We start from the raw sequence: 21,008 nt of genomic DNA, 5'->3' as shown, positions 1-21,008 counted from the left end.
ATTCACCGCATCGCCAACCTTATTTACGACATCGCCAGCTTTTTCCACCGCACCAGCAGCAGCATTCTTCACCGCATCACCAGCTTTTTCCGCCCCACCATCAGTAGCCTTATTCACCGCATCGCCAACCTTATTCGCTACATCGCCAGCTTTTTCCACCGCACCAGCAGCAGCATTCTTCACCGCATCACCAGCTTTTTCCGCCCCACCATCAGTAGCCTTATTCACCGCATCGCCAACCTTATTTACGACATCGCCAGCTTTTTCCACCGCACCAGCAGCAGCATTCTTCACCGCATCACCAGCTTTTTCCGCCCCACCATCAGTAGCCTTATTCACCGCATCGCCAGCTTTTTCTGCTGCACTAGAATCCGAATTATCCTTAGAATATTGTGTGAACCAGCGCGCTCCACTTTGAACAGATGAAGCAGAACAAGCTACGAGAACAGCCATATAAAAGACAGTTCTCCAATTTTTTTTACCATACATCCACATAGTTTTTTCCCCTCTAGTGCTGGTCTTTAATGACCGTTCAATTACTTCAGTGTTGTAACAGCACGACGATTTTGGTTCCAACAGGAAATATCATCACACACTGCTACAGGCCTTTCTTTCCCATAAGAAATTGTTTGAATCCGTTGTGCGGAAACACCAAGAGAAATCAAATAATCACGCACAGCGACAGCACGACGTTGTCCAAGTGCTAAATTATACTCACGTGTTCCACGCTCATCAGCATGACCTTCAATCATTATAGAATAATGAGGATAATGCAGCAACCATTCTGCTTGGCGCATCAAAACAGGTTCAGCATCAGAATCGATGGAAGAAGAATCAAGACTAAAGAACACACGGTCTCCAACGTTCACCATAAATTCTTGTCCCGAACCTGGTCCTGTCTGATTCACACCAGCACCATTCAAATACGCACTATTCATACCGTTGAGTGTACTACCACGTTCTTTTCCACAACCAACCAAAGACAGTGAGCCAAACAAGACCATAGCTAAAGGATGAAAGATAATATTTTTGATAGAGCGCATGTATTAATTCTCCTTAACGAGTGCCCACAAAAATTGAAAGAATAGATTCTTTCAAAAACGTCTCAAGAATAGCTGCTAATTCCTAATGAAGAAAAAATTTTTCATTTTCACCTATTATCCTTCATTTAAACTTCCAGCATTCCTTTTCATCGCCAAGCTTTCAGCATAAAGAGAAAAATGCATTTACAGTTAACCATTTATTTATGCATCATCATCCTGACGGTTTTTTTGTAGTGCATTAAGTTTTGCAAAAACTTTATCGGCATCAAAATTTTTATTATGGTCATTTTCCATATGCTCTTCCTGAAGATCAACATTTTCTGTCACGGATGCAGGCAGCAAAGATCTATCGCCCTCTACGGAGGCAGGACGATTTTTTGCCGCACGTTGGAGCTCAAAATCCAAATCGATTTGTGAACATAGTCCCAGCCCGACAGGGTCGAAAGGCACCAAGTTTGCACTATTCCAATGGGTTCTCAAGCGAATTTGCTCAATGGTTGCTTTTGTTGTACCAATTAATCGTGCAATTTGTGCATCCTTCAATTCGGGATGATTGGTTACCAACCATAAAATACCATTGGGACGATCTTGACGTCGAGAAAGGGGGATATAGCGCGCACCTTTACGCTTTTTCTCAGGAATGCGTACCCGAGACTCGGAAATTTTTAAGCGTGCATTTTGATCAGCCTCCACCCGTGCAATTTCACTACGTGTCAACTGCCCAGAACTAATGGGATTAAGCCCCTTAATACCGTGAGCAGCTTCGCCATCAGCAATAGCTTTCACTTCCAACACGTGTAATTTACAAAACTCTGCAATCTGATCAAAAGAAAGAGCAGTGTTATCAACCAGCCAAACAGCTGTAGCTTTGGGCATCAAAAGTTGCGTTGCCATCTTTATCATATCCTCTCACTTTGCCTCTTTACTTAATTTATTGAGGCAGATTATTGCCCACTCTGGAGCACTGGATCTTTTTCTTACACATCAGGTCTTCTTCACTCCCTCTTAAATTAAAGCGAGTTATGAAATAAACCACTTTTGCCATGAAATTATATTCTGTTATAACCTGATTTTTGCTACACGACAAGAGATCTGTCTTGTCATGCTACTCAACAGAGTATCTTTACCTTTAAGATGAATTTTCTTATAAAGGATTCATTTGATCACTTCATCTTGATACTGTGGCACATTTATTCTGGTGGGATGTATGTTTCAGCACCTAAAATTTTAGAAACATTCCCCCAAGAAAGAAAGCCCTCAAACTGGAAAGAAAACTATGGCAGGTCATTCACAATTTAAAAATATTATGCACCGTAAAGGACGTCAAGATGCAATGCGTTCGAAAATATTTTCTAAGCTTGCACGCGAAATTACCGTTGCAGCCAAACAAGGCGCCCCTGATCCAGCCATGAATCCACGCTTAAGGCTTGCTGTCCAAAATGCTAAGGCACAGTCTATGCCAAAGGACAACATTGAACGCGCCATTAAGAAAGCGTCAGGGGGTGATGTCGAGAATTATGATGAAGTGCGCTATGAGGGCTATGGTCCAGGCGGCGTTGCTGTCATTGTCGAAGCCTTAACGGATAACCGTAACCGCACCGCTTCAAATGTACGTGCTGCTTTCACCAAATCAGGTGGTGCACTTGGAGAAACAGGATCAGTCAGCTTCATGTTTAATCGGATTGGTGAAATAATCTATAAGCCAGAAGTAGGAACAGCAGACAGCATCATGGATGCCGCTATCGAAGCTGGTGCTGACGATGTGCAATCAGAAGAGACCGGACATCATATTACCTGTGCCTTTGAAGATATTGGTGAAGTTTCTAAAATGCTTGAAGCCACACTTGGCGAAGCAGAATCAATTAAAACCATTTGGAAAGCCACCACCCTTGCGCCCATCGATGAAGAAAAAGCTTTATCCGTTTTACGGCTTATTTCTACATTAGAAGAAGATGATGATGTACAAAATGTCTATGCTAATTTTGATGTGAGCGATGAAGTTTTAGCAAAACTGTCTGGTTAACCTCCACATGGCGAACCCACGCCATTATCATGCTATGGGCTCCCCTCTTTTCATGAGAACCACACATATCTGTCTACAAAAAGGTGTAATCGCTTCTCATCTTTACTACAACAAACAAGCCCTGCTTCAAACGCAGGGCCATATAACCTCTCAAACATTTTCCATAAGAAGCATAAAAGTTTTTCACCAAACTTTTTCACAGAGCTCTTTGGCTTAAAACGTCATTTCCTCAAAGAAATAACAGCCCCCCAAAGGAGCAAGAAAAACGCACAATATATTTAAATCAACACATTATTATGTAAAACTATCTTCCTTACATGGCAGAAAGAATTGTTATCGCACAAAGATCACATGATGGGCTTGCACCGTCAATCACCACCTTTAACAACGCATCTGAAAGCCTAAAAACTTACCCCAAAATATTTCACTGAAGAAGTACCCCCAAAAACTCCCACATCTCTAAATGTCATTTCTCAAAGAACTGACAGCAACAGTAAGAGCACAAAAGAGAGAGGGATTGAAAATATATCACATCAACAGATTAAAAAGCACAAACGCCCCCTTTAGCCATAAAAATGCTTATTGCCCAGACAAAAAGCATTATCTTATACAAAAACAAAATAAATTCAACATATTAAGTTTATCTGTTTTAGATAAGTTCCCTTTAAGAGTCCACACTTTCCTGTTTAAATTGACCATTTTTTATAAAAGATTGTCCTCTATGAAGAAACCATAAAAAGCAAATTATAAAAAGGTTTAAGAAGCAAAAACAACCTCAAATTGTCCTTCAATCTTTTTAACTTTTTTAGAGCTCTCAACAATCTTGATTGTCATTTCCCAATTTTGCCAAACACACAAGCATTTTCATCACACGCATTTCTCGAAATTCTCCATTTAAAAGTTTAGACCATTGAGGCTCTGTCATTTTTAAAAGTTGACGAGCCTGTTTTCAGGTTCTTTTCTTTAAGAATTGACTCCTTTTGTGAACAATTTGCGCTTTTATAAGCATCTTTCGAGAGTCTAAAAACCAAGGTCTGCATAAACATTGGAACTACCATGAAAAACATTTATCATCTTCATTCCTTATCTCTTGCTCTGCTCACTGGAGATGCTCTTTAATCAAGTTGATAACTGGTTTTGGTGTTGCAATAGCATGAGTTGCTTTTTTGAGAGAAATCTACGATTTCCCAGACTCTCATGCAACAAGCAAAACACTGAATTGTCATTATAAAACAAAATCTTGCAAATCCCATGATGCGCTTGCGCCATCAATCACCACCTTTAACAACGCATCTGAAATCCAAAAACACTTGCCAACAAATAATTCACTGAAGAAATTCCCCCAAAACTTCCGCATCTATGCGATAACGATCGATGTGGTATAAAATTTACAACCTCTTCAACTAATTAACAAACACAAACGGCTCTCTTAAGCTGTAGATGCTTGGTTGGCCTACAACCACAGAGAATTTTACCTCGTTTATTTTTATCAACCACCTCGTTTATTGTACAGTAAGCAATGGCGACCATGCCGGATCAGAAGCATCATTGGGGGTCGGCAATTGGCGTTCATTGCGCCCTGTAATATCAATAGTATAAATTTTTGGGCCCATACCTGGATTTTTGCGAAAGAACATCAAAACGCGTCCATTAGGTGCCCAAGTTGGACCTTCATTGTGAAACCCTGTGGTTAAAATGCGCTCTCCTTGTCCATCAGGGCGCATCACACCGATAGAAAATTGGCCTTCTGATTGTTTTGTAAAGGCAATATAATCACCCCGTGGAGACCAAATGGGTGTAGAATAGCTCCCCTCATTTGAAGAAATACGCTGAATATTGCTCCCATCCGCATTCATAGTATAGATTTGCGGCTTTCCACTGCGGTCTGACGAAAAGACAATTTGCGACCCATCCGGCGAATAAGAAGCAGATGTATCAATCGCTGCAGTTGTTGTAAGCCTCGTCATTGTGCGGGTGCGTAAATCCATGGTATAAAGATTTGCGCTCCCATCATTTTGCAACAAACTCATAATAACTTTTTGCCCATCAGAGGAAAAACGTGGAGCAATTGTCATATTTTCAAAAGTTCCTATCAACTCTCTTTGCCCCATTTCGATTTGTTGCAAATAAACATGCGGCACTTTATTGTGCTCGTAAGCCATATAGGTAATTTCTTGTCGTTTTGGTGAAAAGCGTGGAGTGAGAACCAATTCACTGCCATCAGACATATAGATCAAATTTGCTCCATCTTGATCCATAATCGCCAAGCGTTTAATGCGTGCATTTTGTGGACCTGTTTCATCGATAAAAACAATCCGTGTATCAAAATAACCACTTTCTCCTGTCATCTCACTATAGATCTCATCAGCGATCATATGTGCAACTCGCCGCCAACGTTCTGTAGCGGTATAAAAACGGCGTCCTTTGAGTTGACGCTGTCCAAAGACATCCCATAAACGAAACTCAACTCTCAACCGCCCATCGGTTTCTCTGATCACTTGTCCAGTCACCAACCCTTGTGCTTTTATTTTTTTCCAATCAGAAAAAGCAGGGGGTCTATTAGGATTGGAAATTTTTTCAAAAAAACTTTCCTTATCAAGGGGCAAAAACAGTCCTGAGCGTTCAAGATCAGCTGTGATAACAGCAGACATTTTAAGCCCAATTGAATCATTAGAAACAAAATCTGGTATTGCAATAGGAATAGGATTAAAGTCGGCACTTGAAATAGTGCCTTTGAGTTGTGCATAAACCGATGAAAAACTCGAAAGCCACAAACCGCAAGTGACAATACACCAAGAAAAAAATTTCTGTCTCGTTATAGTCATCATGGAATGTATCCTTTCATTAAAGAAAAATATCTTTGTCTTTCATCGTGTTATTTCTTGAAGGGGATCAACATTAAAATCAAAGCCCTGCCCCCATAAATCATATTGATCGCGTGGAAGATCAGCATAAGGTTGACATGAAAAAACGGCTGCGTACACCTGCCTTATCATAATGTTTTGCTGGCTTTGTGCACCGCTTAGGGGATCAATGATTGGATCACCCATAACCATTCCTTCACGATTGAGAGTAAATCGCAACCGCACAACTGGACGGTTTTTTAAATCACCACCAAGCGCCACAAGTTTAAGCTTCTGTTGAATACACCCCCCAACGATACTGACAAGAGTTTGTGCCATTTTTGTGGTATCGTTGATATTTTTTCTTGCTCCCAGCGCCTCTGATGTATCGGAGCGTTTTGCCCCACCTCCTTGGGTACGAGCACGATTGAGGAGATTATTTTCCTCCATGGTGAGAATATCTTCAATTGTCTTATCTTTTATTTGTTGTTTTTTCTGATTGTGGGCTTGTGCATTTGCAATTTTTGCTTCTTTAGCAGGTTTTGGTTTCAACTGTGGGAGAAGAGGTTTTTCTGGCAAGGCAATTTGGGGAAGCTGCGGCTGTATTGTTGTTTGCTTTACAGGTTCTTTTTTCACCACTGGAGGAGTCAATTCCTGTGGCGATACTCTTTCTTCATTTTTGCGTACCTCTAAAGGCATCCCAGGCATAGCCTTTGGCGTATCCTCTACTCTCTCCAAAGGCGCCTTAGGCATAGCCTTTGGCGTATCCTCTACTCTCTCCAAAGGCAGCTCAGGCATAGCCTTTGGCGTATCCTCTACTCTCTCCAAAGGCGCCTCAGGCATAGCCTTTGGCGTATCCTCTACTCTCTCCAAAGGCGCCTCAGGCATAGCCTTTGGCGTATCCTCTACTCTCTCCAAAGGCGCCTCAGGCATAGCCTTTGGCGTATCCTCTGATCTTTCTAAAGGTGTTTCTGTTTCCGATAGTTCTGGTTTGGTTAATTCTGGAAGAGGTTTTTCCGGCGCCTTCTCTTCTCCTGATGGTGAAGATATTGTCTCAACGCTCCGAGGTTTTTCTTTAGGTTTAAAAGGTGCAGAACTGTCTATCTGTCCCTCTCCCACATGGTGTGCATCTTCTTTTTCTTGTGGTTTAGTGGTTGGTTTTACTGCGGGAATTGCTCGCACAGGAGCATTCACAGAGCCTTGCTGAGAAGAAAGCTCTTGTGTCAAAGGAGCAAGGGTAATGGGAATTGCTTCTAACTGTTGTGGTAAAGAAACGGGATGAATGAAGGTAATAGCCCCCCAGCTAACAAAAACGACATGGAGTGCAAGGGATAAAGCCAAGCCTCGTTTCATGCTATGATAAGAGCCTTTGTTCATCTCTCTACCTTGCGTTTTTATTTTTATCACTTTCATATTGTTTTGCAAACAATAGATGACAGTTTATCATGATTTTATTGTGCGAGACTAGCTAACGAAACTTGTGAAAAGCCTGCTTTTTGAATATCGGCAAGCAATTGTAGCACTTGTTGATATTCAACGGTTTTAGCAGCCCGCACGAAGATACGTTGGCTTTTTTGTGTAGGGTCTTTTTCCAATAAGCTTTTAAGTTGTGCAATCAAAGCCTCAGGGGTATCATAATAATCTTGATTAATAGCCAAGCGCCCCCGTGCATCGAGTGAAACCGTGAGTGGAGTCTTGTCCATACGGACAGGTCCTGCTTGGCTATGAGGCAAATCGAGGGGGACACCGTTTACCAAAAGTGGTGCAGAAACCATAAAAATAATCAACAACACCAGCATAACATCCACAAAGGGTGTGACATTGATTTCGCTCATCAATTGACTGTGTGCATAATGCCGCCTACGTGTTTTTTTTTGAGAAGAAGAAGCAACAGAAACGCCCATAAATAATCCCCCTTAGAATGATGAATTCGTCGTACGTGTTTCATCGAGACGTCGTGATATAATTGTCGAAAATTCATCGGCAAAATTTTCTATTTGTGCAATAATCCGCGCACTTTCACTGGTCAATTTGTTATAAGCAATAACGGCTGGGATTGCTGCAAACAAACCAATAGCAGTTGCCAACAGCGCTTCAGCAATACCTGGTGCCACAATGGCAAGCGAAGTATTTTGAGAGGCTGAAATAGAAAGAAAGGACCCCATAATGCCAACAACGGTTCCAAAAAGACCGATAAAAGGTCCTGCTGAGCCAAGGGTTGCAAGAAAGCCTAATTTTGATTCTATTTTTGCACTTTCACGCCCCAAAGTCAGATCCATAGCCTTATCAATCCGGCTCTGCAAACTTATCGATGTATGGATTCCTTTTTCAAGGGATTTTTTCCATTCCACCATTGCAGCCATAAAAACTGCGGATATACTATTAGTGCGTTGACTTTTACATTCTGCATAAAGATCTTCTAGCGCCTTTCCCGACCAAAATATGCGTTCAAATTTTTTGATCTCACGCCGTATTCTGCGATAGGTGAAGATTTTATCAAAAATAATAGCCCAGCTCCATACAGAAGCCAGCAGTAATAAAATCATCACAGCTTTAACAACGAAACCCGCTTGCATAAACAAATGCAATATCCCAATCATTTCTGGATTCGTGAGTTCTACATGCGGCATAATTTTTGTCCCTCTAACTGAAAGGTTTGTTGATGAAACAAAATAAAACAGATTATTTTATAGTTTCTAAATCTAAAAAACAAATTCCCCTCCGTCTCTTTAGCCAAAGAGTTCATACAATATCACTTTTTAAAGTGAATACAGTTTAAACAACAATTATTTTTAAACAACAATTGTTGCAAAAAGCCCTTTGGGTAAACGGCGTGGTTTTCCTGCCTCATTAATAAGAGCAATTTCAACTTTTGCTGTTACCAACATCATATCCTCATGGAGAATATGTTGCTCCATAAAAAAGCGAGCCCCTTGAATGCGGTGAATTCGTGTTTTAATTGTTAACAAATGATCAATTTGTGCTGGTCGTAAAAAATGAAGTTCCATATGGCGAACAACAAAAAACAGTTTTTCCCCCTCCACACCTGCTGCTAACATCTTGTTATTAAAACCGGTATCGCGTAAGAATTCTGAACGTCCCCGTTCAAAAAATTCGAGATACCGTGCATGATACACCACACCAGAAAAATCTGTATCAGCAACATAAACACGCACTTGCAAATCATGAAAATCATTTTTAGGAGTGCTTGTCAAAGAATTTGTTTCAGTCATCTGCTCTATCCTATAAAATTATCTAAAGTCGTTTATTATTTTGTGTATGAAGCAGTTGAACGTGTTTTTGTGGTAAAAGAGTGGAATCGTTAGAACAAAGTCTGAACTTCTCCCAAACTTTTTCTGTAAGCATTTACCCACCCCCAATGCATCTGTTATGGAAAAATATTTTATGGCTCTCTTTAAAAGAAAATGTTTTAGTCATCTTCTCCGTCCCATAAAGTTGCCTGAAGGGATGCATTATCCTTTGTGTCGAACAGTTGCGCGCGTCTTTGTGGTGAAGTCTGAGATGCTGGAGGACAAAGCCCTAAATGGCTCCATGCTTTTTCTGTAAGTATTCTCCCACGAGCAGTGCGTTGCATAAAGCCTTGTTGGAGCAGATAGGGTTCCACAATATCTTCCAGAGCATCACGCGGTTCCGAAAGAGCAGCAGCAATGGTTTCAATACCCACCGGTCCACCTAAAAAAGTTTCCGCAATCAGGAGCAAATAGCGGCGGTCGAGCGGGTCAAGACCAAGATGATCAACTTCCAAGCGTGAAAGGGCTTCATCAGCCACTTTTTGATCAATTTTTTTTGCCCGCCTCACCAGTGCAAAATCACAAACCCGCCGTAAAAGCCGCCCAGCAATTCGTGGAGTACCGCGTGCACGGCGTGCAATCTCATGGGCACCATCATCACTAATCTGTACTGAAAAAAGCCGTGCATTACGTTGAACGATGTACTCCAGCTCCTCTATAGTATAAAAATTGAGGCGAATAGGGATACCAAAACGGTCCCGCAGTGGTGTGGTCAAAAGTCCCAAACGGGTGGTTGCGGCCACTAGTGTAAATTTAGCCAGATCAATTTTTACTGAGCGTGCCGCCGGTCCCTCACCAATGATCAGATCCAGTTGATAATCTTCCATAGCAGGATAAAGAATTTCTTCTACAGCTGGATTGAGCCGGTGGATTTCATCAATAAACAGGACATCGCGTTCCTCTAGATTGGTTAAGAGAGCTGCTAAATCTCCCGCTTTAGCAATAACTGGTCCTGAGGTAGAACGAAAATTAACGCCTAATTCTTTAGCCATAATCTGTGAGAGCGTTGTTTTTCCCAAACCAGGTGGTCCAACGAATAACACATGGTCGAGTGCTTCGTGACGTGCTTTGGCTGCTTCAATAAATATCTTCAAATTTGCCCGTGCAGCTTCTTGACCAATAAAGTCGTCGAGCACTTGTGGTCTTAAGGAACGATCTGGATCGTTTTGCAGGGGAGCAGCCCCCAAAAGGCGTTGATCTTCATCTTTATGCATTGTTACCTTATACTCAAGTAGGAGGAGAAAGCAATTTGAGACTATGGCGTATAAGCAGTGCTGAAGAAATGTTTTCCCCCTCAAGAGCCTTCATCGCTAAAGCAAGCGCCCGTGCTGCTTGATCACGCTCAAAACCAAGCTTGATCAAAGCAGCAAGCGCCTCATTTGTTGGTTGATGGGTCTCCTCCAGATGAGGACGCGAAACATTATGGAATGCTTTTTCATGAAAGGGAAGAGCTTTACTTTTTAGTTCGCGGACAATCCTTTCACTGACTTTTTTACCAACGCCTGGAGCACGACTGATCATTGCCACATCATTTAAGGCAATCGCCTGTGCCAGTTCATCTGGTGACAAAGTCCCCAAAATTGCCAAAGCAACTTTAGCTCCCACGCCAGGAACATTTTGCAGCATACAGAACCATTCTTGTTCAACTCTTGTCGCAAAACCAAACAGGCGAATAGCTTCTTCACGCACATGGGTTTCAATAAAAAGGCTTAACGCCTCCCCCACAGCTGGTAAAGAAGCACGCAGCCGATTTGAGACAAAAACCACATAGCCCACCCCATGAACATCGACAAGAATATGATCATCAAAAATATGTTCAAGGATACCTTTTAATTTGCCAATCATGCTGTAAGTCCGATCATATAGCCAACCCTCATCATATCACAATCTTTGCATGATGAGAGACATGAGCACTCTTATGAAGCACAAGCCAGCACAGAGCAAGCACATCCACTCCATCACTGCAGGCAAATTCAGCCAAGATCCACAACACCACCATCTTAGCATAATAAACAAAGATGCGTTGAAAAAGGCTCTTACTCATCATGCCATCACCCTTGCACGATGAGAGATGCTGGTGCGGTGCACACTCAGGCACAGAGCAAGAGCAAGGGCATCAGCCGCATCACTGCAGGCAAATTCAGCCAAGATCCACAACACCACCATCTTAGCATAATAAACAAAGATGCGTTGAAAAAGGCTCTTACTCATCATGCCATCACCCTTGCACGATGAGAGATGCTGGTGCGGTGCATACTATGGCACAGAGCAAGAGCAAGGGCATCAGCCGCATCACTGCTATCAAATTCAGCCCGTGGCAGCAAAACTTTTACCATCATATGAATTTGTTCTTTATCACCATGCCCAACACCAATAACGGATTTTTTGACTTTATTTGGAGCATATTCAAAAACAGGAAGCTTTGCTTGTGCTGGAACAAGCAAAGCAACAGCACGCGCTTGACCAAGTTTTAAAGTTGCCGTAGCATCTTTATTGACAAACACATGTTCCACGGCAGCTTCATGGGGCATGAATTGATGCACAATCTCTGAAAGTCCGTTGTGAAGCTGGCAAAGTCTGGAGGCAAGATCACATCGCACATCAGAAGAAACTGTCCCTGCTGCAACGAATTGAAAGCGATTACCGGAGAGATCGATAACACCCCACCCTGTCCGCCGTAATCCTGGATCAATGCCTATAATACGAATCGTCTCTGCCATGCTCCCCAGCCTATACACTTTTACGGTGCTTTAAAAGAGGTGAGAGAGCAAAGAAAAACAAAGGTAAGCAAAACGCATACTTAAAGCAAGTGCGTTCCTCCCCATATGCCTCAAAACAGCAAAGAGAGCACCAAATGAAAAAGCACTACATGGCAAAATTTACTAAGAACGGCCAAATACAGTCTTCAGCAATTCGATTTGTTTGCCCACTGGGTTCTCTTCTTGCAACCCATCGGTAGAGCCGTCTTCTTTGCCAATGCGCATATATTGCATACGTGCTTCTAGCCGCAGTGAACGGTCGACAAAACCGCGGAATACTTCTGGCAGCTCGTGCCAATCAGCATTTTCCAATTGCAATGTTGGTGTATGAAGCGATACTTTAGCGATTTCTTTTTGTATTTGTTCTGGTGACATTTCTCCTTCGCGCTCAGCACGAAGAAGCAGGAGTTGAGAAGCAATTTGCATAAGCCGTGTACTTAAATACATAGCTTCTTTGGCATACATCGCAGAAATCTCTGTTGAAAGAGCACGTGCTGCTAATTTTCCTTCGGTGTCAATATAAATTGCTGTTTCTTCAATGAGCCTCATGGTCTCTTCATAGAGACGATTAAAAGCACTTTCAAAAGCATCATGCTCAATCATGATAATGGGTTCATCATAGGGACGTTTATGTGCACTCACGCTTTTATACTCCAAATATCAGCACAAAAATCATGCTACTCAACGAAAAGAGAATAAAAAAGTTTCTTTTGTTGCTGTATAGAATGCATTTTTTAAATCTGACTACCTCTTTTTAAACTTTTACGCAACGCGCTTCTTATTCTAAGGTTAACGCGTTATAAGAAAGCGTTACAAACGGATGAGTTCCCCTGAAGAAAACCGTTGAAGAGCTCGACGTTTTTCACAATAATAAGCCACCCCAAATTGCAGCGCAATGCCGCTTATAATCAAGAGAGTATCGGAAAAAACCGTTCCCGTCATCATTGTTTTTAAAATTTGTCCAAACATAGCAAAAACAGTTCCGCTTACAAAGACAGGAAGGCTGTGTTTTCCTAAAATTGCTAAGGGGTGTTTTTTGGAGACATAAAACCAATTATGCAAACGGGGCCAACAAAGGATAAGAGTTGCAAGTGCCACAATATGAAAGAGACGTGGTAAGCTTAAAAAGGTTTTATTAAAATTAAGCAAGGGGGAAGACCAACCAAGCCAGCCCAAAACACCCCACCAATTGAAACGCACCCATAACAATGAAAGCAAAAGATACAAAACTGCCAAAACAACGAAAACGGGTTGAAAAGCGATAGTTTTTCCTTGTTTGAGAGATAAAGTGGTTGTCAAGCCTATGATAAACAGCAGTTGCCAAGAGAAAGGATTTAAAAACCATTTTCCCTCTATGGGGTAAGAAGGTGGCGCAATTTCATAAAATCCACAAATGAGATAGAGCATGAACGAGCCTAAAAGCAGTAAGCCTTTATGTTTACAGCTCCAATAAAGGGCAAGAGGCGCAAACAGCATAAGAATGATGTAAAGCGGTAAAATATTATTATATCCCAATTGATGCCCAAAGCTTAAGGTACTTAAAAATGCCGTAAGCGGTTGTGTGAAAAAGAGCCCCACATTATTCATGGTTAAGAGTTTTTCTGACCTACAGAGTAAAAAAGCACCAACAAAAAGGCTTAAAGTTACAAATGTGGTAAAAAGATATGCTCCATAAAGCTGCAAAGCTCTGTACCAAAGTTTGCGTACAATGAAAATAAAAGGCTTGTGCTGTAAACGTGCATGAAAACTGAGCCCAAGAGAAACGCCTGAAAGCAAAACAAATGCTTCTGCTGAATCAGAAAAACCGAAGTTTCTATGGGTAATAGCCTCATAGAGCGTTCCAGGAATATGATTGATAAAAATCGTTAACAAAGCTAAAGAACGAAACACATCAATGCGTGTATCACGTTGAACAGGATGCATCTTATGGTTCAAAATATTTTTGTATCCCATAAATGGACTCCCATCAGTCATAAAAGTAACCTTTTAATATAACAAAGAACATTTATAAGATGAAGTTTTAATTTTTAAGCGTTAAATTCCTTATATATTAAAAAAACAAGGATTTTGTATGACAAAACAAAAAGATAAACGAATTGATTCCCCCTTTTTTGCTCAATTGATTTTGACATTAGATGTTCGGCGCACTTTTACCCCCGCTTTTTTACAGCAAATTTTGGCAACAAAATCTTTTGTAAGTGTCATTGTTTATGACTCTGAAGGGGATGAAGCTTTTTTACAAAAACAAGCGCAAACTTATGCGCAAGATATTCAAAACAATGGCGCAGCCCTTCTCATTGCTGGCGAATATCGCATTGCTGAACGAGTAAAGGCTGATGGTTTTCATAGAGAAGGTGATCTTAACGCTCTTGAACAGTTACATGATCAGAAAAAAGCACAAAAGATCATTGGTTTTGGCAATATCCGTAATCGCCATAGTGCGATGGTAGCTGGAGAAGCCGGTGTTGATTATCTATTCTTTGGCAAACTCGGCGCTGATAAAAAGCCGCATGCCCACCCGCGCAATTTGCAACTGGCAGGATGGTGGGCAGAAATCATGGAAATCCCCGCCATTATTCAAGCAGGAAGCGATTTTTCAACCTTTGATGAGGTTCTAAAGACCGCATGTGAATTTATCGCCGTGGAAGAAGCCCTTTTTACCCATGACAATCCCTTGCAACTTCTTAAAAAAATGCAAGAAAAATGTGCAAGCGTACCCTTGTAATAGGGGAAGAGAATTCGTAAATAAAGCGTTAACAAAAATCCACACACGCACCGCCGCTCTATGACCTAGAGAGAACACACGATGACAGATATAAGGGGATAAAAATGCGTTTTGCTCACCTCAAAACTCAATAAAACTGCTTAATAATGCAATTAAATAAGATAAAAAATCTAGCATCTTTTTTCACATAATATATTCGAAAGAAAAATCATCAAACTTTCTAGTTCAATGTCTTATAAAAAGAAGCCATGACGATTGCGGGGGAAATTATCATTATTCATATTGGTCATGAATACCAACAACGAATGATAGAGATATGAAGGGGACATAAAAATGGAATACAGAGGGACGTTTGAAGACCTTCAAAACATGATTCACAAGTGTGGATATCAAATCAAAGAAATCAAACCTATACAAAATGCATCCAAGAAATCAGCGCATCAAATCAGAACCTCTGATGGAGGTATCATTAATTGGTATGAAAGCACAGGAACACTTTACGTTCAAGGCAAAGATCAAGCAGCAAAAAAGCTACAAGAAGATTTGATTCAATATCTAGAAGAAACACCAACGATTCCTTCTCCACAGATTGCTTCCAATATCCCACAAGCACCTTCCCCAAAAATTTTTATCGTTCATGGTCATGATCATGTTGCCCTAGAGCAAGTTAGGCTAGTTCTTTACGATCTTGGCCTCGAACCATACATCTTACCTATCAATAATGGTTTAACTATCATTGAAGCTTTGGAAAAAGAAATCTGTGAGACAACCCGTTCTACAAAATTCGGTATTGTACTGCTTACTCCTGATGACATGGGCTATGTTAAAACTGCCGGTGAAAAAACAGCTCAACCCCGTGCGCGCCAAAATGTCATTCTCGAAATGGGTATGTTAATCTCTGTGCTTACACGAAAAAATGTCGCTATTCTCATAAAACAACATGTTGAAATCCCTTCAGATGCTCAGGGAATTATATACATTCCTTTTAATGACCACGTAAAAGAAACAGTTCCTCAACTTGCTGGTCGACTGATAGACGCTGGATTCACCATAGATCCAAAGAAACTTGCCCTTGCATCACGTTAAATTTGCATAATGTTTATCTTTCCTTTTTAGAGCACACGCCGTTCGCTTATCATCTTCTTGAGCAAACAAGATCCATGAGCAAAACAGCGAAGCTATTTCGAAAATTCTAGAGGCTCTCCTTTTTTCATTTTTTGATCAAACGCCTCTCACACCACAAAACTGTCATCATTTTTATTGCCAATATGCTAAAAAGATATTTTAATCCCACAAGCAACAATCAAGAGAGATTTAAAATTTCTAAATCCGAGCATAAAAAGAAAACAACTCTGCGAACATCTTTGGGATTCCGGGAGTTTTTGCACTATCCAAGTGCCATAGGTACTAAAAGCAAAAGACTGATTTGAGTTCAGTGCTTCCAACCTCCCGGAATACCAATGCGAGGGCGCTCGCAACCGGTGGGAGGGGAATAACCACAAACCAGAAATCCTCAGAACAACATTCTCATTGGCAAAAATTGCTTCAAGAGCTGTCGTCATTCTTATTGCCAATCCTCTCAAATTACTTTATGAATCGAGAGGTGTTTTGGTCGCATACGCAACGACCAACGGGGGTCTAAAACCCCGAAACCCTAGCGTAAAAATGAACCCGCTTTGCGGATATCCCGGAATTCCGGGAGTTTTTGCTATGTCCAGGTGCTTACCAGCACTAAAAGCAAAAAAGCTGACTCGGATTCAGTGTTTTTGACTCCCGGAATACCAATGCGAGGGCGCTCGCAACCGGTGGGAGGGGAAATGCAAAGTAAAAATCCTTATAACGACAAATTCATTGATAAATTCGTTGGCAGAAAAATTCGCTTCAGACGAAACATGCTGAAAATGTCTCAAAAACACTTAGGATATGCTTTAGGAGTAAGTTTCCAACAAATTCAAAAATATGAAAAAGGCTCAAACCGTGTAAGCGCTGGGCGTTTAAAGGAAATTGCTGATATCTTAAATGTTCCCATTGCCTTTTTTTACGCCGATCTCTTTACACAACAACATACTCCCACTCATCATGATGAAGTTGTATCGAGCAGAGAAGAATATCTGCTTTTAAAAAATTTTAGAGTCCTTGCTAAAGTAAAATAAAGAGCAATTTTACAATTAATCTCTGATCAGAATGAGATCTAAAGAGAGGATTTTACATGCTCTGTTTCTCCGCATGCATGCGTATTTTTAAAAGCCTCTCTCAATATGAGGCTTTTTAATTGCATGAAAAGCACACCACTACTCACCTTAAAAAATGATATGTTAAGAAACACTGTCGTCATTCTTATTGTAAATTTCCTGAAATTACTTTATGAATCGAGAGGTGTTTTGGTCGCATACGCAACGACCAATAGAGTGTTGGAAGCTCGAAAACTCAAACATGGAAATTGATCCTGCTTTGCAGGTGTCCCGGGATTCCGGGGGCTTTTGTTATGTCCAAGTGCCATAGGTACTAAAAGCAAAAGACTGATTTGAGTTCAGTGCTTCCAACCTCCCGGAATAACAATGCGAGGGCGCTCGCAACCGGTGGGAGGGGAAATGCAAGGTAAAAATCCTTATAACGACAAATTCATTGATAAATTCGTTGGCAAAAAAATTCGCTTCAGACGAAACATGCTGAAAATGTCTCAAAAACACTTAGGATATGCTTTAGGAGTAAGTTTCCAACAAATTCAAAAATATGAAACAGGATTAAATCGTGTTGGAGCTGGGCGTTTAAAGGAAATTGCTGATATCTTAAATGTTCCCATTGCCTTTTTTTACGCTGATCTCTTCACACAACAACACCCACCCACTCATCATGAAGAAATCATCTCAAGCAGAGAAGAATATCTGCTTTTAAAAAATTTTAGAGTCCTTGCTAAAGTAAAACAAAAAGCAATTTTACAATTAATCTCTAACCAGAATGAAACCTAAAGAAAGAATGTGATACGCTCTATTTCTCCGCATGCATGGGTGTTTTAAAAAATTCCCTTCTTCATGTAGATGCCTTCTGATTGCAATGAAAAGCACACCACTTTTCATGCATCATTTCCAAACCTAGTGCTGGCATTCTTGCTTGTTGTGCCAGCATATACCATGTCGTTGCCATGACCATATCGGCTTTTGTGTTCGTGCTATTTTGGTAAGGCTTTTCTTGATAAAGCTTGATAGGTTTGTGTTTTAAAAAATAACTAGGAGATTTTCTGCTTCTTTGCGTGCTTTTTCCAGCTGTTTATCGTCCATTCCTTCAAGCATCATTTCAAGATCAGGTGCTTGTATTTTTGCTCGCTGTGCCAGCATATACCATGCCGCTGCCATGATCATATCGGCTTTTGTGCCTATGCCGTCTCGATAAAGTCTGGCAAGGGAAACTTGTGCTGGCGCGATCATCTTGCTGGCGTTGCTGAAAAGCAAATGAAAAGCACGTTGAAAATCTGTTTCTCCTCCACGACCTTGTACAAGCCATTGGGCTAACAGAATTTGTGCTGAAGTATGGTTGTTTTGCGCCGCAACTTCCATGAGTTTGCGTGCATTGCGTTCATCCTTTGGGCGCGTTAAAGTTCCCAGAGAAAGAATTTTTGCCGCAGCAAAAGAAGCTTCAGGATCGCCAAGAGCTGCACCTTTTAAGAACCATTTGAGTGCTTGCTCTATCGCTTCATTTTCACGACTTGGTGTGCTAACACCGGAAAGAATTTGCTTTTCGCGAGCAGCTTTATAAAGAAGCAGTTCTCCATAATAAAAATAGGCTTGCTCGACACCAGCATCTGCCGCTTTGCGAATAAATTCCTCACCAAGTTCTTGGTTTTGTGAAATAAAATTACCATCAAATAACATAAGCCCATAACGCAATTGTGCCTGTGGATCACCTTGTTTTGCTGCACGTCCAAACCACAAAGCGGCGCGTGCACCGTCAATAGGAACAGCACATCCTTCCATGTAAATTCGAGCAACCAGAGTTTGGGCAAAGGGATCATTTTGTTCAGCGCGCCGGAGTGCTTCACGAAAAGCTTTCAGATAATAGCCTTGGATATAATAGTCATAGGCTTGATCATATTCTCCAACTTGCAAAGGTTGAAAAGATTTGTTAGTATTTGAATTTGTTTGAATCGTATTTAAAGAGCGTTCAAGATTTGAAGATTCTTCAGCCATTCTCATAGAACTTGCATCAGTGATGGCATTTGCAAAGCAAATCATTATCAGAGTGGAGAGCGCTACGTTTTTTTTTATCATGCCTTGCTTTATCATGAATGCTCCTTCCCCATCAATAAGAAGAAATTTTTACATTTTTCTTTCATCATTTCAAGCAGGAACACAGGGTTATCCCTGTGAAAAAAACATAAAGATACATTTGGCTTTATCACCTTATCAAGGGGTGTAAAATTGCTTTGCCTTTGAATAAAGGGAAGGCTTTTATCATCTTTGTTTGCTGCTGTGTTCATTGAATAAGGCGTAAGAAGATAAAATGGCATTCTTTTATACCCAAATAGCCGATAGAAAACGCTAATAATAGAAGAAATTAAAAAAACTTCAAAAAAATGAGGGCAATGGGCAGTAGCTAAAACACAAAGCAAAGCACCAGCAAAATTATGAACGAAATCAAAGCGGCGTTTGAAGTATATCAGAAACCAGAGGAGAAATAGGTGGTTGTATCTGTTGCATTGTTTGCCATAAATGATAGTTTGTTTGCATATCCAACCAAAATTTCGCTTTACTAAAACCAGCTCATTCTCATTTAACTGCAAGCTCAATACTCATAGAAGCATGTCCGTTAAGTACTCTTAAGAGAGAAGCTCTTGTTATATGGAGATGATCCGCTAACTTTTGTATGGTGAGCCCCATTTCTTGTAAGAAAGTGACTTTTAGAACTTCGCCCGGATGTGCGGGGTTATGCATCATTTGTTTTCGTTCCTTTCATGAATGGTGGTCTTGATAATCAACAAGCTCCACATCTGTTCTTATAAAACGAAAAGTAAAACACCCATTTCCATTCAGCCCTATAGAATAGTATCTGTTCACCTTTAAGAGGATACATTTTGAAAGCCAAGTGCTCTCAACATTTCAAAGGTAGTAACACTTGTTAAAGCCGTTATATTTGAAACGCACAATTGTCATTCGCACGTCTTATTGTATACTATTACTATACGGTCAATAAAAATAAGATAAAACATCATACTGGCAAATCTGGTTACATATTTAGATAAAATGATTAAAAATAGGCTATGAAACGGTTTGGGATAGACAGAAAAATTTATGCATTCTGACTAGAAATGAGGGTTATTATGAAGGCGCAAATCCCTTTACCTTTCACAAGAGCTTTTAAGTTTTTGCGTCTCAAATATAGAAAATGTCTACATTACGGAGCGAGTTATTTATTCTTATAAATATGTAGATAATAACTTGGTTCTCCAGCCCACTCATACTGAAGAACAGAAATTATACGTCCATCATTCTTTGGTGTGAGTGTGTAAAACAAATTTACACCCATGTTTTTTTGCTTTTGAGGTTGATCTGTATAGATCACATTATATCCATTCTGTCGCAACAGATTGATAAATAAAGGCGTAAAGTTGTCTGCTGTATTATTTTTCTTTATAATAACTGTGCTTGTAGCTGATGGTAAAGGTTTTTTGATAACGTGAACATAATCATTAGCAATGAATTTGGCAGTATTCTTCGTAATACCTTGACCGACATAATTTGATGAAAGACCTACAGACGTACAACCCGCCGCCAACACAAGCGGTGATAGCAATAAATATTTTAACATCTTTAATTCCCCCCTTCATTTTACTTTCTCTTAGGAAGTTCTCACACAAGAAAGAAAAGCAACTTTTCTATAATTGTACTACCACATATCGGTATCCAATTAAGCGTTAAGTCATCAATTTTTACACGTTGTTTAAAAAAACTGCCATCATTTCCATAGCATTTAAAGCTTATGCTTAACATACAAAATAAAATGATGCGTTAGGTGATACTCTAAATTGACCAAATAAACTTTTAAGCACTCCGAGGCTACCTCTAAGAATACGCATGATTGCAGATGCACAAAGCTTGTGGAGCGTGTATGATGCTAAAAGTTTTCATTTGGTTCAGACAGCAGCTGTAAAATCGCTCTTTGTTTTATCGTAGTGAGAACACGAAATCTTTTCAAAAGCAGATATTCTTCTCTGCTCGATGCAACTTCATCATGATGGGTTGGGGTGTTTTGTTTTGTGAAGAGATCGGCGTAAAAAAGGCAATAGGAACATTTAAGATATTAGCAATTT

The 21,008-nt window shown here is 40.5% G+C and carries 22 protein-coding genes and 3 pseudogenes; 5 read left to right on the top strand and 20 right to left on the bottom strand.

Annotation, left to right across the window (positions count from 1 at the left end; all coding sequences use genetic code 11):
• From PVV69_RS07345 to PVV69_RS07335, 3 genes and pseudogenes are all read right to left on the bottom strand, one after another.
• A pseudogene (locus tag PVV69_RS07345) lies at positions 1 to 489 on the bottom strand (tol-pal system protein); the annotation flags it as partial.
• Positions 490 to 536: 47 nt separating this feature from the next.
• On the bottom strand, positions 537 to 1,043 hold the full coding sequence (gene pal / locus PVV69_RS07340; protein WP_273721404.1) for a peptidoglycan-associated lipoprotein Pal: 507 nt from the start codon (positions 1,041 to 1,043) through the stop codon (positions 537 to 539).
• 201 nt (positions 1,044 to 1,244) lie between these two features.
• Positions 1,245 to 1,937 (bottom strand): DUF1013 domain-containing protein, encoded by a 693-nt coding sequence (locus tag PVV69_RS07335; protein ID WP_273721402.1) that lies wholly within the window; start codon positions 1,935 to 1,937, stop codon positions 1,245 to 1,247.
• 382 nt (positions 1,938 to 2,319) lie between these two features.
• On the opposite strand from PVV69_RS07335, the gene PVV69_RS07330 reads away from it, so the two are divergent.
• Positions 2,320 to 3,066 carry a YebC/PmpR family DNA-binding transcriptional regulator gene (locus PVV69_RS07330; protein WP_273721400.1) on the top strand — a complete coding sequence of 249 codons (747 nt, stop codon included), beginning with the start codon at positions 2,320 to 2,322 and terminating at the stop codon, positions 3,064 to 3,066.
• A gap of 814 nt (positions 3,067 to 3,880) precedes the next feature.
• Here the strand turns inward: PVV69_RS07330 and PVV69_RS07325 are convergent.
• The 13 genes from PVV69_RS07325 to PVV69_RS07265 all read right to left on the bottom strand — a co-directional run bounded on the left by PVV69_RS07325 (position 3,881) and on the right by PVV69_RS07265 (position 13,932).
• Entirely contained in the window at positions 3,881 to 3,991 is a 111-nt protein-coding gene (locus PVV69_RS07325) for a hypothetical protein (protein WP_273721399.1), read from the bottom strand.
• 577 nt (positions 3,992 to 4,568) lie between these two features.
• The gene (gene tolB, locus PVV69_RS07320) at positions 4,569 to 5,891 is read right to left on the bottom strand and encodes a Tol-Pal system beta propeller repeat protein TolB (protein WP_273757008.1); all 1,323 of its coding nucleotides are present in this window, start codon (positions 5,889 to 5,891) and stop codon (positions 4,569 to 4,571) included.
• A gap of 42 nt (positions 5,892 to 5,933) precedes the next feature.
• Entirely contained in the window at positions 5,934 to 7,286 is a 1,353-nt protein-coding gene (locus PVV69_RS07315) for a cell envelope biogenesis protein TolA (protein WP_273757006.1), read from the bottom strand.
• 74 nt (positions 7,287 to 7,360) lie between these two features.
• Positions 7,361 to 7,813: a protein TolR gene (gene tolR, locus PVV69_RS07310; protein WP_273757005.1), complete on the bottom strand. Its 453-nt coding sequence runs from the start codon at positions 7,811 to 7,813 to the stop codon at positions 7,361 to 7,363.
• Between the two features lie 12 nt (positions 7,814 to 7,825).
• On the bottom strand, positions 7,826 to 8,539 hold the full coding sequence (gene tolQ, locus PVV69_RS07305) for a protein TolQ (protein WP_273721393.1): 714 nt from the start codon (positions 8,537 to 8,539) through the stop codon (positions 7,826 to 7,828).
• Positions 8,540 to 8,701: 162 nt separating this feature from the next.
• Positions 8,702 to 9,142, bottom strand: a complete 441-nt coding sequence (gene ybgC, locus PVV69_RS07300; RefSeq protein ID WP_273721391.1) for a tol-pal system-associated acyl-CoA thioesterase — start codon at positions 9,140 to 9,142, stop codon at positions 8,702 to 8,704.
• A 197-nt stretch (positions 9,143 to 9,339) separates the two neighbouring features.
• Positions 9,340 to 10,434 carry a Holliday junction branch migration DNA helicase RuvB gene (gene ruvB / locus PVV69_RS07295; protein ID WP_273721390.1) on the bottom strand — a complete coding sequence of 365 codons (1,095 nt, stop codon included), beginning with the start codon at positions 10,432 to 10,434 and terminating at the stop codon, positions 9,340 to 9,342.
• A 13-nt stretch (positions 10,435 to 10,447) separates the two neighbouring features.
• Positions 10,448 to 11,065 (bottom strand): Holliday junction branch migration protein RuvA, encoded by a 618-nt coding sequence (gene ruvA / locus PVV69_RS07290; protein WP_273757004.1) that lies wholly within the window; start codon positions 11,063 to 11,065, stop codon positions 10,448 to 10,450.
• Positions 11,066 to 11,096: 31 nt separating this feature from the next.
• Positions 11,097 to 11,267, bottom strand: coding sequence for a hypothetical protein (locus PVV69_RS07285; protein WP_273757003.1), 171 nt, complete (start codon positions 11,265 to 11,267; stop codon positions 11,097 to 11,099).
• Positions 11,264 to 11,434, bottom strand: a complete 171-nt coding sequence (locus tag PVV69_RS07280) for a hypothetical protein (protein WP_273757002.1) — start codon at positions 11,432 to 11,434, stop codon at positions 11,264 to 11,266. Before PVV69_RS07280 ends, PVV69_RS07285 begins: the two co-directional genes overlap by 4 nt.
• Positions 11,431 to 11,940: a crossover junction endodeoxyribonuclease RuvC gene (ruvC, locus tag PVV69_RS07275; protein WP_273721380.1), complete on the bottom strand. Its 510-nt coding sequence runs from the start codon at positions 11,938 to 11,940 to the stop codon at positions 11,431 to 11,433. The genes PVV69_RS07280 and ruvC overlap by 4 nt, the downstream gene beginning before the upstream one ends.
• A 162-nt stretch (positions 11,941 to 12,102) precedes the next feature.
• The gene (locus tag PVV69_RS07270) at positions 12,103 to 12,621 is read right to left on the bottom strand and encodes a DUF1465 family protein (RefSeq protein ID WP_273721378.1); all 519 of its coding nucleotides are present in this window, start codon (positions 12,619 to 12,621) and stop codon (positions 12,103 to 12,105) included.
• A gap of 168 nt (positions 12,622 to 12,789) precedes the next feature.
• Entirely contained in the window at positions 12,790 to 13,932 is a 1,143-nt protein-coding gene (locus PVV69_RS07265; protein ID WP_273757007.1) for an OpgC family protein, read from the bottom strand.
• A 118-nt stretch (positions 13,933 to 14,050) separates the two neighbouring features.
• Here PVV69_RS07265 and PVV69_RS07260 point away from each other — a divergent pair, with 118 nt between their 5' ends.
• From PVV69_RS07260 to PVV69_RS07245, 4 genes are all read left to right on the top strand, one after another.
• Positions 14,051 to 14,704, top strand: coding sequence for a thiamine phosphate synthase (locus PVV69_RS07260; protein WP_273757001.1), 654 nt, complete (start codon positions 14,051 to 14,053; stop codon positions 14,702 to 14,704).
• Between the two features lie 333 nt (positions 14,705 to 15,037).
• Entirely contained in the window at positions 15,038 to 15,790 is a 753-nt protein-coding gene (locus PVV69_RS07255; RefSeq protein ID WP_273757000.1) for a TIR domain-containing protein, read from the top strand.
• 698 nt (positions 15,791 to 16,488) lie between these two features.
• Positions 16,489 to 16,857, top strand: a complete 369-nt coding sequence (locus PVV69_RS07250) for a helix-turn-helix domain-containing protein (protein WP_273756999.1) — start codon at positions 16,489 to 16,491, stop codon at positions 16,855 to 16,857.
• Positions 16,858 to 17,262: 405 nt separating this feature from the next.
• Complete coding sequence (locus tag PVV69_RS07245; RefSeq protein WP_273756998.1) at positions 17,263 to 17,673, top strand: helix-turn-helix domain-containing protein; 411 nt, start codon at positions 17,263 to 17,265, stop codon at positions 17,671 to 17,673.
• A gap of 246 nt (positions 17,674 to 17,919) precedes the next feature.
• Here PVV69_RS07245 and PVV69_RS07240 read toward each other — a convergent pair whose 3' ends face one another.
• From PVV69_RS07240 to PVV69_RS07225, 4 genes and pseudogenes are all read right to left on the bottom strand, one after another.
• Positions 17,920 to 18,984 (bottom strand): tetratricopeptide repeat protein, encoded by a 1,065-nt coding sequence (locus tag PVV69_RS07240; protein WP_273756997.1) that lies wholly within the window; start codon positions 18,982 to 18,984, stop codon positions 17,920 to 17,922.
• A 351-nt stretch (positions 18,985 to 19,335) separates the two neighbouring features.
• A pseudogene (locus tag PVV69_RS07235) lies at positions 19,336 to 19,635 on the bottom strand (HigA family addiction module antitoxin).
• A gap of 469 nt (positions 19,636 to 20,104) precedes the next feature.
• Entirely contained in the window at positions 20,105 to 20,506 is a 402-nt protein-coding gene (locus PVV69_RS07230; RefSeq protein ID WP_273756996.1) for a hypothetical protein, read from the bottom strand.
• A 306-nt stretch (positions 20,507 to 20,812) separates the two neighbouring features.
• A pseudogene (locus PVV69_RS07225) lies at positions 20,813 to 21,008 on the bottom strand (transcriptional regulator); the annotation flags it as partial.

Origin of the sequence: Bartonella sp. MM73XJBT, from assembly GCF_028618465.1 — a bacterium.
Lineage (GTDB): Bacteria > Pseudomonadota > Alphaproteobacteria > Rhizobiales > Rhizobiaceae > Bartonella.
The sequence above is the reverse complement of the archived record's forward strand: the minus strand, read 5'-3'. Positions and strand labels throughout refer to the sequence as shown.